The organism is Kushneria phosphatilytica (assembly GCF_008247605.1).
In the GTDB taxonomy this organism is placed as follows: Bacteria; Pseudomonadota; Gammaproteobacteria; order Pseudomonadales; family Halomonadaceae; genus Kushneria; species Kushneria phosphatilytica.
Genome location: NZ_CP043420.1, coordinates 598,100 through 614,548 on the forward strand (window position 1 = coordinate 598,100; position 16,449 = coordinate 614,548).

Below are 16,449 nucleotides of genomic sequence, written 5' to 3' on the forward strand. Positions count from 1 at the left end.
GGCAGACCGAATGGCATAAAAAAGCCCGCGGCCTGGCCGCGGGCTGGAGCAAGCGATACCACTGATGATCAGCGGATCAGATGCAGGAAGTGCAGGTGCTTCTCGTACTGATCGAGAATATCCCCGATCACCTGCTGCTTGGAGTAGCCCATGATGTTGTACTGCTGGCCACCTTCGCGCAGGAAGACTTCAGCACGATAGTGACTGCGCTTCTCGTTGCTGGTGTTACGCCGGACGCTATTGAGCGTGAAAGAGGGCGCTGCATAGGAGCGCACGCGAACGCCATAGACGAAGTCGATCTCGTCACCATGTCCCACACGCAGATAACAGCGATCGTCCTCTACGGTGACATTGGTATCGAGTTCCTGCTTCTCGTACTCCTGGCAGACCTCTTTCATGGCCGGTGCCACTGTCTCATGCAGGAACTTGTTGACCTGTTGACGACGCGGCGAGGAAACCAGCGTTTGCAGACGATCCTGCCAGTAGTCGCTACGACCGGGGCCGCTGCCGACACGCGAGACGTTGCTGGGCGTGTTCATCATGTGGCGCATGCTGTCCTGCTTGAGCGCCTCGACACGCAGCGCCTTGAACAGCCCATAGCATACGGCCATCAGGATCAGTGCAAAGGGCAGCGCCGACATCAGCGATGCAGCCTGCAGAGCTGTCAGTCCGCCGGCGAGCAACAGCGCAAAGGCCACCACACCTTCGGAAACAGCCCAGAAGATCCGCTGCCAGACCGGCGACTCTTCACCGTCCTTGGCGGTCAGCATATCGATGACCAGCGAACCGGAGTCCGAAGAGGTCACGAAGAAGGTTACGACCAGCACGGTAGCCACGATCGATGAAATCCAGGCCAGCGGGAAACCGTCCAGGAAGTGGAACAGCGCCGTGGAGGTATTGGCCTGTACCTGTTCAACCAGATGGCTGGTCGTGCCGGTCATGATGCCGTGCAGAGCGGTATCACCGAAGACCGAGAGCCAGACGAAGGTAACGCCCACCGGTACGAACAGTACGCCAAGCACGAATTCACGAATGGTACGACCGCGTGATACACGCGCGATAAACATGCCAACGAAGGGCGACCAGGCAATCCACCAGGCCCAGTAGAACAGGGTCCAGCTGCTCATGAAGCTGTCGGTACTGCTATTACCGGTGTAGGCAAAGAGATTGAAGGTCTCGTTAACCACCGAAGAGAAATAGGTGCCGATGTTCTGAGCCAGCGACTGGAAGATGAACAGGGTCGGCCCGACCAGCAGCACAAAGACCAGCAGGATCACCGCCAACCACAGGTTCCACTCGGACAGTCGCCGAATACCACCGTCCAGACCGAGTACCACCGAAGTGGTTGCCATTGCGGTCACTACGGCAATCAGAATGAACTGAACGAAGATGTTCTGTGGAATGTCGAACAGATAGTTCAGACCGGAATTGACCTGCATGACACCCAGCCCCAGCGAGGTAGCCACGCCGAACATGGTGCCGAATACGGCAAAGATATCGACGGCATAGCCGATCGGACCATGAATGCGCTTGCCGATCAGCGGATAGAGCGCTGAGCTGATGCGCAGGGGAAGACCGTGCCGGAAGCCGAAGTAGGCCAGTGCCAGGGCTACTACCACATACACACCCCAGGCATGCAGTCCCCAGTGGAAGAAGGTGGTCCGCATGGCCTGTCGGGCTGCCTCGGCACTGCCGCCATCGCCCATCGGGGGATTGGCATAGTGCATGACCGGTTCGGCCACACCGTAAAACATCAGGCCGATACCCATGCCGGCCGAAAACAGCATGGCGAACCATGAGCCATAGCTGAACTCGGGCTCACTGTGATCCGGCCCCAGCTTGAACTGGCCGAGTCGGGAGAAGGCCAGCAGCAGAGAGAAAATCAGAAAGACACCCATCGAGAGCAGGTAGAACCAGCCAAAGGTGTCGATAATCCAGCCCTGAGCAGCACTGAACACCTTGCCGGCCGTATCCGGAGCAATGACCCCGAATAGTACCAGCGCCAGGATTACAGCTGCAGAAGGGAAGAAAACGGGCGGATTAATCCCCGCCTTGGTAGGCTTTTCGGCTTCTGCCATAAGGAAAGCATCCTGTTTAAGGGTTATAGATGATAATTATAACTTATTAATCGCAACGAACACGAAGTCAAAATTGCCTTCACCACCATAGATGACGTGTCAACTTTTGAGTAGCTGCAAACCCATGGCGTTTGGTTATATCTCTCTTCTGTTGTGCCCGAACAGCCAGGGTGGCGAAGGACGTATGGGAAGTTCTGCTGCTACCTGCCATGCTGATACCCATGTGGGTTGCGGGACACATGGCCTGAGATGATCCGCCTGCCGGGAGAAATGCAATGCGTCATGCATGGGGGTGGCTGGTCGTAACAATAATGAGTCTGAGCGGATGTGCAGGCTATCGTACCGCTGATCCGCTGGCTTTCGAGGGTAGCCGGACACTGTCCGCCAGCTGCCAGCAATCTCACGCTGGGCCGCTGATCAGGCAGGTGGCTGCCGCTGCCGAAGCGCTGGAGAAAATGGGGTATCAGGTTCGCAGTACCGATGCTGGTCTGGGGCTGGTCAGTGCCGAACGGCGTACATCCATGCCGGGCCTGGGCGCGGTCGATGAGCCTTTTATCAGCGGGTGGGGGGGACACTACCGTCGCGGGTTCGGTTTCGGCGCCGGATTCGGCGGCTTCCACAGCCCGTGGGGTGTTTTTCGCGGAGATCCTGTCAGGGTCGAGCAGGTCTCCGTCGCACCGCTCAGCGTGCCCGAAAGCCACGCTTCGGATACAACGCTCGCGGTGACCCGGGAAGTCTCGGTAGTCATGCCCGATGGGTACGTGCGTTATCGCGCTCTTGAGCTACCTGATGAGTTCTGCCAGCAACTGCATCAGTCGATCGACCAGCTCCTGCATGCGGGATCTGGTGTCATGGAACCGACCTCATGAGAAGACGCCCGATATTACCTGGCGGTTGGCGGTCATGGCGGCTCTGGCCACTGCTGGTGATGATCGCCTGGCTATGTGGCTGCGCTACGGCATCGATGCCGGCCGAGCCAAGGGTGGAGCCGTTTCAGGCGTCTGCTCGGCAGGTGCTGGCCGCGACGCAGGCTACCCTGGCCGAGCGTGGTTTTGTCATCCTGTATGGCGATCAGACGCTGGGGCGACTGACTGCAGAGTATCCGGGACGACCGGCGCTGACACTGGATGCCCGCGTCATTGATGAGGCCACTGGCAGCCGCCTCTCGGTCACGGGAAGGCGAGGTAGCCAGGGGTTGGCACCCCCCGAGCTGGATAATCTGATGACGGCTATCCATGAGCGCCTGGGGGAGGGGATCTTTTCCTCACCGGGCTCATGACAGATGAAGATGCAGTGCCTTGAGGGCTTCCAGCTGTTCATGGAGCCGAAGACTGCCCAATGCTTCCGGCTGACCGTAGCCCCATACCGGCCCGGGCCAGGCGGCATCCTGACGATGACGCAGCAGCACATGCACGTGCAATTGCGTGACTCTGTTACCCAACGCGCCGATATTGACCTTGTCTGCAGGAAAGGCGTCATGCAGCGCCTGACCGACCGCATCCACTTCCTGCCATAACTGCTGGCGCTCCGGCGCGGGCAGCTGGAAACTTTCACTGATTGCCGCGCGCTGTGGGATCAGCAGTGTCCAGATAAAGCGAGCATCATTCATCATGCGCCACTGACACAGTGGCAGTTCGCGGATCAACACGCTGTCCTCGGCCAGTTGGTGATGCAGCTCGAATCCTCTGTGTGCTTCATTCATTACAACGCTTCCATGACTGATGGGGGAGCACGCCACTGTTTCCCGACCCGGCATGCAGGACAACGACAATAACTGAAAACATTTATTCCGCCACGACCCTGTGGTGGTGGACTGACCGGGATGCAGGATTTACTTTCGCGATAATGAGAAGTATTATCAAACGCATTTCCGGCGTGGTCTCCCACGAGGCGGCTGGTGCTTTCGGTGGCCAAGGCTACGCTTGTCCATGATCGCCTCCCACCCCGCTGTACTGGCCTCTGACGGGTCGTGATAATCGATAGATGAGTCTCATGCCGTACCCTTTGCGAGTGTCTTTATCATCATGAGCCAGCGTGTGCCCCGTTTGGCCGGTCAACGTATGGCTGTCTGGCGTATCAGTGCTGCCGCTGCTCTGCTGGGGCTGGGACAGAATGGTTTTCTGGTGGCGCTGCCCATGCTGGTGGCGCAGTCCGGACTGGCGCTGGAGCAGTGGGCAGGGCTTTTACTGCTGGGTTCGATGCTGTTTGTGGTCGGCAGTCCCTTCTGGGGGCGCTTCAGTGATCGGCACGGCAGTCGCCCGGTCGTGCTCCAGGCGCTGGGCGGTTATATCATCAGCTTTACCCTGGTGGCTTCGGCGCTGGCAGCTGCCATTGCAGGCTGGCTGCAGGGAATGACGCTGATCGCGGTAGTGGCCGTGGCACGTATTATCTATGGTCTGACCGTGGCGGGCATGGTGCCGGGTTGTCAGCGCTGGGCCGTGGCGCTGGAACCGGAAAACCACCGGGCCCGCGCCCTGGCCGCGATCAGTGCCGGGCTGTCGAGTGGCCGGCTGCTTGGACCGCTGGTCGCCAGTGCCAGCCTGACCCTGTCGCTTTATGCACCCTTTGTCATCATGGTCATCGCCGGGGTGCTTGCCATGGTGCTGGTACTGGGCGTAGCCGATCCCCACCACGATATGCAGCAGCAGGAGACGCCCGGGGCATGGTCAGGGCGTCGTTTCAATCCTCGGTTATGGCCCTATATCGGCCTGGCACTGGCCATTTCGGTGGCTCTGTCACTGATGCAGCTGGGATTACCCGATGCACTGCAACATCGCCTTGCCATTACGCCCGATCAGGCCAGTCATCTGATGGGGATCATGCTATCGCTGGGTGCGCTGGGCAGTCTGCTGGTCCAGGTGCTGGCCGTACGGAGACGACGTCTGCCGTGGTCGTGGCTGGTGGCCGGTGGCATTCTGGCGGCCACAGCGGGCACCCTGCTGCTGACGCTGGGCGGGACGGCCGCCTGGCTGGCACTGGGTACGGTGATGACCAGTATTGGCATCGCGTTGGCGGTCCCGGGGTACAATAGCCGCGCCGGTCAGCTGCAGGGGCAGGGGACCGGTTCCGGTCTGATGGGGATGATGCATACCCTGGGCTATGGGCTGGCAACGGCCATCGTGGCGCTTTCCCCGGCCACTACCCTGTTGCCTCTGGCGCTGCTGGCCTGTGGGTGCGCTGCCCTTCTCGGTTGGCCAATTGCGCTGGATGCGCGCCGAGCCGGTGAGTGACGCCCTGCGTCGAGACTGGAATCGATACGGACAAGGAGATTCTGCAACATGGCGCTGCTGCCGGACCCCGATCTGCTCGCGGCAACGAGCTTTTTCAATGCGCTGCTGCGTGAAACCGCCGACTGGCAAATGACGGCCGATGGCACCGATGCAGGAGGGACGGTACGTCTGCCACTGAACGGTGGCGAGCAGCTGTGCCTGACACTGCAACATCGTAGCCACAGTGGCCGTTGCCGGCTGTTGTTGCCTCTTGAGCTGGAGACCGATCAGGGCCGTCGTCCGATCGATTTTCTGCCCGCCGTCGAGCGGCTGATGGGGGAGTCCCCCCTGTTCGATGGCGTCGAGGCGGAGCAGCGCCAGGCCTTCATCGAAAGGGTGCAGGAGAGTCGCCATAACATCGCCGACTCACTGACCCGACGTGACGATGCTGATGAACTGGCACGGGGGCCACTGGATTTCCTGCACGCTGAACAGGGCGTGCTGGCGGGCCACGACTTTCACCCTGCACCCAAGTCACGGGCTCCCTTCACGCTTGAACAGGCCCGCACATACTGCCCCGAATATCGTGCCGACTTTCATCTGGTCTGGTGGGCTGTAGCGCCCGAGCTGGCGGTCAGCGATTCCAGTCGTGAGCGCTCGGCAGCTGAACTGATGACTGATCTGCTGCCGGAGTCGCTGGTGGATCGGGTGCCTGCAGGGTTCATGCCTCTGCCAATGCATCCCTGGCAGGCGCAGCAACTGCAACAGCGTGACGATATCCGTGCCCGTATGACTGCGGGTCGGTTGGTGCGCCTGGGGGAGAGTCCGCAGCGCTGGGCGCCGACTTCATCGCATCGTTCGCTGTATCTCGCCGGAGCCAGGTGGCAGCTCAAGGGCTCGCTGTCGGCGCGACTGACGAACTCGGTGCGAGAACTGCACATCAATGAAGTCGCACGTGGTTTGCGTCTGGATCGCTGGTGGCGATCGTTGCCGGCATCGCTGACCCGATCCTTTCGCTTGATGCAGGAGCCAGCCTGGCTGGGTTGGCATGACGATCAGGGCAGCATCGATGAAGCGAGCCTGATACTACTGCGTGAAAATGGTATCACCGAGCCCGGTGCCGAACGCTCGGTGCTGGCGACCCTGACCCAGCGTTTGGAGAGTGATAGCGCGACGCTGCTGACCGCACGGGTTCGGCATTACGCGCGACAGCACGCTATGCCCTCTGATTCTGCCGCCATGAAATGGTTCGAGGCTTTCTGCGAGCAGGTGCTGACACCGCTGTTGCGGTTGGTGGTGGAGGAGGGGGTTGTGCTGCTGGCGCATCAGCAGAATATCGTACTGCGCCTTGAAGAGGGGCTGCCGGCCGGGGTGGACTACCGCGACTGCCAGGGCAGTGGCGTTACTGCGCACTTCTTCGAACGTCATCCGGCCGCCGAGGTCAGTCAGGATCATCGCCTGACCGATGCCATGCTCCGGCGTTATTTTCCCTATTATGTACTGGTCAATTCGACGCTGGCAGTGACCGGTGCGCTGGCCGAGGATGGCCTGATGGATGAACGTCACCTGCTGGTCCGGCTGCGTCATCATCTCGAACACCTTGCGGCCACTCTCGAAGGGGATCGGGCGCTACTGGACCATCTTCTGTACTCGCCTACTCTCGAGGTCAAGAGCAACTTCTTCTGCTATCTCGCCGGCATCAATGAGTCTACCCTGGATGATCCGGCCCGCATCTATATCGACATACCCAACCCGCTGCTGGAGATCGCTGCATGACCGTGACCCGGGCCGCTCAGGCCAATCCGCTCAAGGGCATCGAGCCGGCTGCGCTGGGGGATGGCGCAGCGCGGCTGCCGCTGATCGAATCGCTGGATCCGGTCGAGGCGCTTGATGCCGCTTTTGCGCTTCATCCGCAGCTGAGTACTCTGGTACTGGAAGACGCCTGGCGTGATCGACCGCACTGGCAGATGTTGTGCGAATTTTTCGGTGCGCCCCGTATTCCGCGTGCTGGCTTCTATCAGTCTCCCTGGCACTGGCTGCATCATGATCGCCCCGCAACTCGCTTCAACATCGAGCTGGGACGCGTCGAGCGCCCGCTCAACCCGGAAGGACGGGTTTACGAACGTTTTGATCCCCGGCTCGAACGTTGCCTGACCCTGAGAACCGTGTCGCTCGATGATGATCTCGATCGACTGGTGCGCTGGATGAACAATCCCCGGGTGGCGCATTTCTGGGAGCAGGCCCGCCCACGGGAAGAGCTGGCCGAGTGGTTTGCTCATCGATTGGCACAGCCCCATCGGTTGGGATTGATCGGCGAGTTCGATGGTGAGCCGTTCGGCTATTTCGAGCTCTACTGGGCCGCCGAGGATGTGATTGCCCCGTACTATGTCTGGCAGGGTTTCGATCGTGGCCTGCATGTTCTGGTGGGAGAGGAAGACTTTCGCGGTGCCAGCTTCGTGAACGCCTGGCTTGGTGGGCTGCAGCACTACGCCTATCTGGCGGAGCCACGAACCGATCGACTGGTACTGGAGCCTGCTGCCTCCAACGAGCGACTGTTCCGTCATCTGGAGCGGCTGGGACTGTTTCGGCAGCGTGAATTCGATCTGCCCGACAAGCGGGCAGCGCTGGTGATGGGCTGGCGTTCGCAGTTCTTCGGTGAGGTGATGTGATGGGCGAGACTTCCGAACACGTGGTGGCGGATGTGGCGATCCGCCGTCACTGGGATGCAGCCAATCGGGCGCTGATCGCCAAGATGATCAGCGAACTGGCTTATGAACAGGTGCTACCGATCGTTGAGCTCTCCACACCCTGTGTCTTCGATGATTTCGGGGCCCTGGGGAGTGAGCAGCAGTATGATTTTGCGCTCGACACGGACCCGCGTGGGCGCTGGACCTTTCTGGCGCAGCTCAATCTGTGGGGGCAACTGCTGATTGATATCGATTCACTGACGCCGCCCGATGGTGTGCGCATGGAAGCAGCCGATCTGCTGCTGGCCATCGGCCCGGCTCTGGGGATGGATGATGCCCGGCAGGCGGAGTCCCTGGAAGACCTGTTCAATACGCTGCGCGCCGACTGCGAGCTCATCGAGGCCCACCGTCAGCTGACTGCCGATCGCGCTATCGGATTGCCTGAAGCCGAGCGTCAGGCGTTGCTGGATGGTCATCCCAAGTTTCTGTTCAACAAGGGCCGACGTGGCTGGGGGCTGGAGGCACTGCGCGCCTATGCCCCTGAATATGGTGAGCGCATCCGGCTCGACTGGATCGCGATTCTGCGGCAGCGGCTGCATGCCGGTGGCGAGCCGGTGGACAGTGAGTATCTGTTGGCCTCGGTGCTTGATGACGACGCCCTGCGCGAATTGCGCGCGACGCTGCAGCGCCGGGTAAAGGAAACCGACCATGCGGTCGAGGAGTATGCGCTGATGCCGGTGCATCCCTGGCAGTGGCAACAGATGCTGGCCATGCTGCATGTCGGGGACATCGGGCGCGGCGAGATGATCCATCTGGGCAGTTTCGGCGACGAGTTCATTGCCCAGCAGTCGCTGCGTACGCTGACCAATGTCAGCGAGCGACCCGGTGCGGGCAGCCATGACATCAAGCTGCCGCTATCGATCATGAATACGTCGAGCTATCGCGGCATTCCGGGCAAGTACATGCTGGCCGGACCAGACGTCTCACACTGGCTGCGGGTGCGAGCTGGAGACGATGACGAGTTTGTGCGTGCCGGGCTGGAAATTCTGGCCGAGCCGGCGTCGGCAGTGCTCGAGCATGATCAGTATGCGCGCCTTGCCGGGGCGCCCTATCGCTACCGTGAACTGTGCGGCGTGATCTGGCGCGAAGGTCTGACGCCCCGTGTGGGGGAAGGGGAACAGGCATTGCTGATGGCGGAGCTGATGCAGTGCGATGCCGACGGCCGCCCCTGGCTGGCAGCCTATATCGACGCCGCCGACTGTGATCCCGAGCTCTGGTTGACGCGTCTGTTCGAGGCGACACTGGTGCCCATGTATCACCTCCTGTGTCGCTATGGCATGACCATTATTGCCCACGGTCAGAATCTGACGCTGATTCTTCGGGATGGCCTCCCGCACCGGCTGGCACTGAAGGATTTCCAGGGCGATCTGCGGCTGACCGATGAAGATTTTCCCGAAGCGGCCGATCTACCCTCGACACTGCTCGAGGTGACCGTTCGTCTGCCGGCTGACAAGCTGATCCATGATCTGCAAACCGGCCACTTCGTCACCCTGCTGCGTTTCGTAGCGCCGCTGGCACCGGCAGTAGGCGTTTCCGAGCGCCGCTTCTATCAGCTCTGCGCTGAAGTGCTGGAGAATTACATGGCGCGCCATCCTGAGATGGCCGAGCGCTTTGCGAAATTCACGCTGTTCCGACCGCGCATCCTGCGACTGGGACTCAATCGATCGAAGTTCCTGCACGATGCCGAGGGCGCGTCGAGTCGCATGCTGCCCGACATGGATTACGAAATCGATAATCCGCTGGCGCTGGTAACGCGTGCCAGCCGACCCTTCGGACCGGGCGAGCGCCAACAGAGTCAGGGCAAGGACCGTATTCCCCATGAGTGACGTTTCGCATAGTGTCGACCTGGCCGGTATCGGGGCCGGCCCGTTCAATCTCAGCATTGCTGCCCTGGCCGATAGCCATGTGCCCTCACTGACAACGCGCTTTTTCGATCGCCAGCGTCACTATGTCTGGCACAGCGGCATGATGCTGCCGGGCACGCATCTACAGACCGGTTTTCTGAAGGATCTGGTTACAGGAGTGGCGCCTACCAGCCCTCACAGCTTTCTCAGCTATCTGGTGGCGCACCGGCGCTTCTATCGTTTTCTCAATGCCGAGCTGTCCACGGTCAGCCGTGCCGAGTTTTCCGACTATCTGCGCTGGGTAGCGGAGCATTTGCCCAATGTCTCGCTGGACGAGGGCGTACGTGAGGTCGATTTTGCCGACGACCACTTCCGGGTCACGACCGAACATGGCCGCTACCGAGCGCGTCATCTTTGTCTTGGCACCGGCAAGCGTCCCTGGCTGCCTGCTTTCGCCGAACCCCTGCGGGGGCCGCGCTGTCTGCATGCCGAAAGTATTGCCGAGATGACCCACGATTTCAGCGATCAGCGGGTGGTCATTGTCGGTGGTGGACAGAGTGGCGCAGATATCTTCATCAATGCGCTCAATGGGCACTGGGGAATGCCGGCTTCGCTGCATTGGCTCTCCCGGCGACGCAACTTCCAGCCACTGGATGAGACGGCTTTCACCAACGAATATTTCACGCCGGAATATACCAGCTGGTTCACCGAACTTGATGATGCCACGCGTCAGCGCGAGGTGCTGGCGCAGAAGTACGCCAGCGATGGGATCACGCCGGCGGCGCTGCTGGATATCTATCAGCGTCTCTATCATCGCTTCGATGTGCTGGGCGAGCCGCGCTGGGCACATCTGCTGCCACATCGTGAAGCGGTCGACATGGACTCGATCGGTGAGGGCTTTCGACTCTGGACGACGCACGGGCTGACGGGGGATCGGGAGCGTTTCGACGCGGATATCGTCATCTTTGCCACCGGCTTTCAGTCGGGACTGCCGGAATGTCTGGCACCGCTTCAGGATCGGCTGTCACTGACTGATGGCAGTATTACCGTGGGTGATCACTTCATGGTCGAGTGGGATGGCCCGCCCGGGCATGGTCTCTACGCTGTCAATGCCGGACGAACCCGCTACGGCATTGCCGAGCCTCAGCTCTCTCTCATGGCATGGCGTTCGGCAGTGATCCTCAATCATATGGCTGGTCGTGCCGTATTCGATATCGAGGATGATCCGGGCCCGGTGACGTGGCGACCGGTGAAGGATCGGAATGCGTAGTCGGCAGGAAAAGCGGGGGATCAGGTCGTGGCAGCCTGCCGATCCTCCGCAGTCTGGCGACGCTTGAGCCGAGGACAGTTGCCGCATTCACCGAGCGATTCATCCAGGTAGCGCATACAGCACATGCGGCGGCAGCGCCATACCGTGGGTTCACCCGACTCATTCACGGTGTCGATGTACTCCACCGGCTGATAGAAGGGGTTGCGTTGTCGATCCGGCAACCAGCGCCGCTGTAGTACCTCACGCGCCCCGCTCAGTTGCCATTCGCTGATGTCGTCAAGTTCTTCCAGCGCCCCTACCACAAATTCGAAGTAACCGGCTGCATTGCTCCAGAGCACACGCGGAGAGAGACGTACCTGTCGTGCCAGCGTGGCGATCAGCGGTGTCAGATGTGCGGAAATCAGGCTGCAGAAGCGGGCGCAGCCATTGTCGAGGCTCCGGGTGCCGGCATGAGTCAGCCCGAAGGCTGTGGCGATACCGCATTCGTCGAAGGCAATATCGAGTTCGTCGAGTGCCATGGGAAGATGGCGATCAAGGCGCAGCTCGATGATGACCACACTGATGATCAGGCGGCTCAGATAGTGTTTCGACCACTGGGTGGCAATGGCCCGGGGGTCGCTCAGTCCCTGTGCCCGGGCAAAACGATCCAGCAGTAAGCGCAGTATCTCCGGGTCAAGCAGGTCGGGGCCGGCGATGACTCTACCGGACGCTGGTGAAGCGCGCAGCTCACTGCGTTGCACCAGCGCTTCCCGGTAGCCACTGAAGCGTTCTGGGTAGTACGTGGCGAACATGAGTCTCCCGGAGTCGCGTCGGACTCGATGACAAATGAAAACTACTCTCATTCTAGCAAAAGGTGTGCTTCAGCGGCAGGGCACGGCGCCTGGTGAGTCGGGGGTGTGCTATGGTCGCGGCTTTACGATGGCGCAGAGACACAGACGCACAAGGAGACAGGCATGGCGCTTGAAGGACTGCTGTTCGATTTCGATGGCACACTGGGCGATTCCGAACGGGCGCATCATCTTGTCTGGAATGAGATTCTCGCCCCCTATGGTGTCGAGATCAGCGATGCAGAATACAAGCGGCGCTATTCGGGCAATCCGGTGCCGGCCTGTGTGGCCATGGTGCGTGAAGATTACGGGCTTGAGGTACCGGATGAAACGCTGATTCAGGCCAAGGTGGCACTGACCCGGCAGCGTTTCAGCGAGCAGCCCATCGCCCTGATGGCGCACGCCGTGGAAACACTCGACTGGGCGCGCGAGCAGGGGCTGCGGCTGGCGCTGATTACCGGTAGCGGGCGTGAAGAACTGATGCCAACGCTTGAACATCATGATCTGGCACACTGGTTCGAAGCGATTGTGACACGTAACGATGTGACGCACTCCAAGCCGCATCCCGAGAGCTATCTGACAGGTCTTGAGCAGATGCAGCTGGGTGTGGATCAGGCCATGGCGCTGGAGGATACGCATCACGGTGTGCAGTCTGCCGTGGCAGCAGGACTTGAGGTGATTGCCATCCCCAATGCCTACAGCAGTGATCACGATTTCAGTGCTGCCATCCGGGTCTGTGACTCGCTGGAGGCGGCGCGTGACTGGCTGCAGGGGCAGCTACCGGGCGCTGATGGATAGCCTCCGACGCGGCATGGCATGACAAATTGATTAGCAGGCTGACGATTGGTCGGATATAATGTTACGCCATGTTGCACCATGGCCCGGTCCGGGTTGCCAGCCGGCCTTGCAGGTCCGGAAGGAAGTAACGATGACTGCCCGCTCTCGTTCGGAGGAGGCCGCCATGGCACGATCCGATGAACAACGCCCCGCCATCCTTGAAGATGCCACAGCTACGCCGGCCGATGTGCTCTCGGGACCTGTCGAGCAACCGATTACGCTGGCCTTCAACGATACGGCTTATGCCTCCGTACTGGCGAGTCCGGAAGCGCTCGAGCACTGGGCGCTCGGATTTGCGTGGAGTGAAGGCATGATCACGCGCACCGCCCAGGTTCGGGACATTCACATCGATCGCCTTCGTCACGGTGTTCGTGTCCGCCTGACGGTGCCGTCTCATGTCGAACAACTGGCGGCGGAGCGCCGTCGGGTAACGACGTCGGCCTCAAGCTGCGGACGCTGTGGCAGTGCCGAAGAAGCCCAGATGCTGGAAGGACTGAAGCGCCTCCCACCCTCGTCGCCGCCTTCGGTGGCACATCTCAATGCCGCCCTTGAATGGCTCGAAGAGTTGGCCAGCCCGGGCATGCATATGGCGCTGGCACTGGACGAGCATGGTAAGCGACTGGGCACGGGGCGTGACATCGGTCGTCACAATGCACTCGACAAGCTGATCGGCGCCGGCCTGAGGGAAGGCCGGCGGCCGGCGCTGGTGCTCATTTCCAGTCGTTGCAGTCTGGAACTGGTGCAAAAGGCAGTTCGTGCCGATATACCCACTCTGGCCACACTGTCGCTGCCTTCCAACCTGGCGGTGGATATTGCTCGGCTGTGTGCGCTTAACCTGATTTGCTGCCACCGGGGGCGCCGCCTGACGCTGCTCAGCGGTAATTTCTGACCCGGTGGGGCCTGCCTGATTCATCGGAGTAATGTGACATGTCCAGGGAACGCATTTTTCAATATACCCATCCGGCCGCCGGCTGGGGCGCGCTACGTGCGGTCAGCCAGCATATCCGGCACAGCCAGGCACCGCTTGCCAATGTGCGCTCGCTGCTGAAGATGAACCAGCCCGACGGCTTTGACTGCCCAGGCTGTGCCTGGGGAGATCCCGAGCATGGGTCATCATTCGAGTTCTGCGAAAACGGCGTCAAGGCCGTCACCTGGGAGACCACGGCCAAGCGGGTGACACCGAAGTTCTTCGAGCGCTACAGCGTCGCCGAGATGAAAACCTGGGATGACTACCGGCTCGAGGATCAGGGCCGGCTGACTTCTCCGATGCGCTACAACGGCGATACCGGGCACTACGAACCAATCAGCTGGGACGCGGCCTACGAGCTGGTGGCCGAACATCTGAAGGCGCTCGATCATCCCGATCAGGCTCTGTTCTACACATCCGGCAAGGCCGCCAACGAGTCTGCCTACGTTTTTCAGCTGCTGGCGCGGCTGTATGGCACCAACAATCTGCCGGATTGTTCCAACATGTGTCATGAGGCCAGTGGCACTGCGTTGGGTGAATCGCTGGGCATTGGCAAGGGCAGTGTGCTGCTGGAGGATTTCGAAAAGGCTGAAGCCATTTTTACCTTCGGGCAGAACCCGGGCACCAACCATCCACGCATGCTGGGAACGCTGCGCGAGGCGTCAGAGCGTGGCTGCGAGATCGTCGCCTTCAATACCCTGCGTGAGCGCGGACTGGAACGCTTCGCCGATCCGCAGAAGAAGCTCGAAATGCTGCGCGGCGGCAGCCATCGCATCAGTTCGCTTTATTTCCGCCCGCATCTGGGTGGGGACATGGCCGCGATCCGTGGCATGGCCAAAGTGGTATTCGAACGCGAAGCCCGTGACGGCAATGTCATCGATCATGATTTCATTGCGCAGTACACCAATGGCTTCGATGCCTGGCAGCGAGCGGTTGAAACGACTTCCTGGGAGGCGATCGAGGATCAGTCCGGATTGACTCGGGAAGAAATCACCCAGGCAGCCGAGGTCTACATCCGTTCCAATGCCACCATCTGCTGCTGGGCCATGGGCATTACCCAGCATCAGCATTCGGTGGTGATGATCCGCGAGATCGTCAACTTCCTGCTGATGCGTGGCAATATCGGCAAGCCCGGTGCGGGTACCTGTCCGGTACGTGGTCACTCCAACGTGCAGGGCGATCGCACCATGGGCATCTTCGAGCGCCCCAAGCCGGCACTGCTGGATGCGCTGGAGGCCTACTATGGGGTGCCGATGCCGCGTGAGCACGGTGTCGATACCGTGAATGCCATTCGCGCCATGCGTGATGGCAAGGCGAAGGTCTTCATTGGTCTGGGTGGCAATTTTGCCCGCGCGACGTCAGATTCCGAGGTCTGCGAAGAGGCCCTTTCCAGCTGCAATCTGACCGTACATATCAGTACCAAACTCAATCGCAGCCATTTGGTGACTGGCCGCGATGCGCTGATTCTGCCCTGTGTGGGCCGGGTTGAGGTCGATCGTCGCGCCGATGGACAGCCGCAGCTGATCACGGTTGAAGACTCGATGAGCATGGTACACGGCTCGGCCGGCATTCATGAGCCGGCGTCTCCGGATCTGCGTCCGGAAATCACCATTCTGACCAATATCGCTCATCGCGCCCTGGGCAGTGAGGTCGTCGACTGGCTGGCACTGGCCGAGGATTATGATCGTATTCGCGACCAGATCGCTGCCGTCATTCCGGGCTTTGCCGATTTCAACAACCGGGTACGCCAGCCGCGTGGATTCTGGCTGGGTAATCCTGGGGCACGTCGGGAGTTTCCCACGCCCAGCGGGCGCGCCGAATTCTCGGATGCGGCCTTGCCGGAGATGGTGATGCACCAGCAGCTGCGTGATCGGGAAGGCTGGATCACGCTGCAGACGCTGCGCAGTCACGACCAGTACAACACCACGGTCTATGGCTATAACGACCGCTATCGTGGTGTCGAGGGCACGCGCCGGGTGATCTTTTTGAGCAGTGCCGACATGGCTCGTCTGGGGGTGGCGAAGAACGACTGGGTCGATCTGATCGGTGATTCAGCGGATGGACGCGAACGGCGTGCCAATGGGTTCCGGGTGGTGGAGTACGATACGCCGGCAGGCTGTGCGGCGGCCTATTATCCCGAGACCAACCCGCTGATTCCGCTGGATAGCGTCGGACTCAAGAGCAATACGCCGACCTCCAAGTCGGTCGCGATTCGGCTCGAAAAGAGCGTACGGCTGGCCTGATGGCGGATGAGGATGCCTTCGAGGCACTGGTCGGTCGGATTCTGGATGCCCGGCCGTCGTTGCAGCCGCTGGACGCGGTATTGCTGGCGGCGGTTATCGAAGCTGAAAACGAGACCATGTCTGACACGCGCCGTTCAAGTGTGGATACGGGTCGATTGTCGCGTCGTTTCGATATCGAGCATGCTCTGGTCCGTCGCAGTGCGGCGGTACTGGAGGCTCAGGGATGGTTGAGTACGACGCCCCGTAGCGGTCGCAGTCCGGCGCTTGTACTGCAATCCCGGCTACCCGATTTGATGAAGGCATTACTCATGATCTGATGCTGCTGTGCCGATTGCGGCATTGCCTGACTCTCAGGGCCCTCCGTCAGTTGGCATGGCGGGGGGCCTTTCGTTATCCTGGAGGGTAATAGCACGATATAACGCAAATC

The 16,449-nt window shown here is 60.6% G+C and carries 14 protein-coding genes; 11 read left to right on the plus strand and 3 right to left on the minus strand.

The window, feature by feature from the left end; genetic code table 11:
* Positions 1-68: 68 nt before the first annotated feature.
* Positions 69-2,078 (minus strand): BCCT family transporter, encoded by a 2,010-nt coding sequence (locus FY550_RS02610; RefSeq protein WP_070981440.1) that lies wholly within the window; start codon positions 2,076-2,078, stop codon positions 69-71.
* A gap of 275 nt (positions 2,079-2,353) precedes the next feature.
* Between FY550_RS02610 and FY550_RS02615 the strand changes: the two genes are divergently transcribed.
* Both FY550_RS02615 and FY550_RS02620 read left to right on the plus strand, forming a co-directional pair.
* Positions 2,354-2,947, plus strand: coding sequence for a hypothetical protein (locus tag FY550_RS02615; RefSeq protein ID WP_070981442.1), 594 nt, complete (start codon positions 2,354-2,356; stop codon positions 2,945-2,947).
* Positions 2,944-3,357, plus strand: a complete 414-nt coding sequence (locus FY550_RS02620; RefSeq protein WP_139148769.1) for a hypothetical protein — start codon at positions 2,944-2,946, stop codon at positions 3,355-3,357. Before FY550_RS02615 ends, FY550_RS02620 begins: the two co-directional genes overlap by 4 nt.
* On the opposite strand, the gene FY550_RS02625 is transcribed toward FY550_RS02620, so the two are convergent.
* A complete protein-coding gene (locus FY550_RS02625; protein ID WP_070981446.1) occupies positions 3,352-3,780 on the minus strand; it encodes an HIT domain-containing protein in 429 nt (142 codons plus the stop codon). The genes FY550_RS02620 and FY550_RS02625 overlap by 6 nt on opposite strands.
* 322 nt (positions 3,781-4,102) lie before the next feature.
* Between FY550_RS02625 and FY550_RS02630 the strand changes: the two genes are divergently transcribed.
* Genes FY550_RS02630 through FY550_RS02650 form a run of 5 tightly spaced genes read left to right on the plus strand, consistent with a single transcriptional unit; the run spans position 4,103 to position 11,148 of the window.
* A complete protein-coding gene (locus tag FY550_RS02630) occupies positions 4,103-5,308 on the plus strand; it encodes an MFS transporter (RefSeq protein WP_070981448.1) in 1,206 nt (401 codons plus the stop codon).
* 48 nt (positions 5,309-5,356) lie between these two features.
* Positions 5,357-7,063 (plus strand): IucA/IucC family protein, encoded by a 1,707-nt coding sequence (locus FY550_RS02635; protein ID WP_070981450.1) that lies wholly within the window; start codon positions 5,357-5,359, stop codon positions 7,061-7,063.
* Positions 7,060-7,956, plus strand: a complete 897-nt coding sequence (locus FY550_RS02640; protein ID WP_070981453.1) for a GNAT family N-acetyltransferase — start codon at positions 7,060-7,062, stop codon at positions 7,954-7,956. The genes FY550_RS02635 and FY550_RS02640 overlap by 4 nt, the downstream gene beginning before the upstream one ends.
* Entirely contained in the window at positions 7,956-9,860 is a 1,905-nt protein-coding gene (locus FY550_RS02645) for an IucA/IucC family protein (protein WP_070981456.1), read from the plus strand. Before FY550_RS02640 ends, FY550_RS02645 begins: the two co-directional genes overlap by 1 nt.
* Complete coding sequence (locus tag FY550_RS02650) at positions 9,853-11,148, plus strand: lysine N(6)-hydroxylase/L-ornithine N(5)-oxygenase family protein (protein WP_070981459.1); 1,296 nt, start codon at positions 9,853-9,855, stop codon at positions 11,146-11,148. Before FY550_RS02645 ends, FY550_RS02650 begins: the two co-directional genes overlap by 8 nt.
* 20 nt (positions 11,149-11,168) lie before the next feature.
* Here FY550_RS02650 and fhuF read toward each other — a convergent pair whose 3' ends face one another.
* Positions 11,169-11,939: a siderophore-iron reductase FhuF gene (gene fhuF / locus FY550_RS02655; RefSeq protein ID WP_070981461.1), complete on the minus strand. Its 771-nt coding sequence runs from the start codon at positions 11,937-11,939 to the stop codon at positions 11,169-11,171.
* A 162-nt stretch (positions 11,940-12,101) separates the two neighbouring features.
* On the opposite strand from fhuF, the gene FY550_RS02660 reads away from it, so the two are divergent.
* The 4 genes from FY550_RS02660 to FY550_RS02675 all read left to right on the plus strand — a co-directional run bounded on the left by FY550_RS02660 (position 12,102) and on the right by FY550_RS02675 (position 16,339).
* Positions 12,102-12,773 carry an HAD family hydrolase gene (locus tag FY550_RS02660; RefSeq protein ID WP_070981463.1) on the plus strand — a complete coding sequence of 224 codons (672 nt, stop codon included), beginning with the start codon at positions 12,102-12,104 and terminating at the stop codon, positions 12,771-12,773.
* A gap of 163 nt (positions 12,774-12,936) precedes the next feature.
* Positions 12,937-13,701 carry a formate dehydrogenase accessory sulfurtransferase FdhD gene (locus FY550_RS02665; protein WP_070981879.1) on the plus strand — a complete coding sequence of 255 codons (765 nt, stop codon included), beginning with the start codon at positions 12,937-12,939 and terminating at the stop codon, positions 13,699-13,701.
* Positions 13,702-13,739: 38 nt separating this feature from the next.
* Positions 13,740-16,022, plus strand: a complete 2,283-nt coding sequence (locus FY550_RS02670; protein WP_070981464.1) for an FdhF/YdeP family oxidoreductase — start codon at positions 13,740-13,742, stop codon at positions 16,020-16,022.
* Positions 16,022-16,339, plus strand: coding sequence for a hypothetical protein (locus FY550_RS02675; protein WP_149054339.1), 318 nt, complete (start codon positions 16,022-16,024; stop codon positions 16,337-16,339). The genes FY550_RS02670 and FY550_RS02675 overlap by 1 nt, the downstream gene beginning before the upstream one ends.
* Positions 16,340-16,449: the final 110 nt, after the last annotated feature.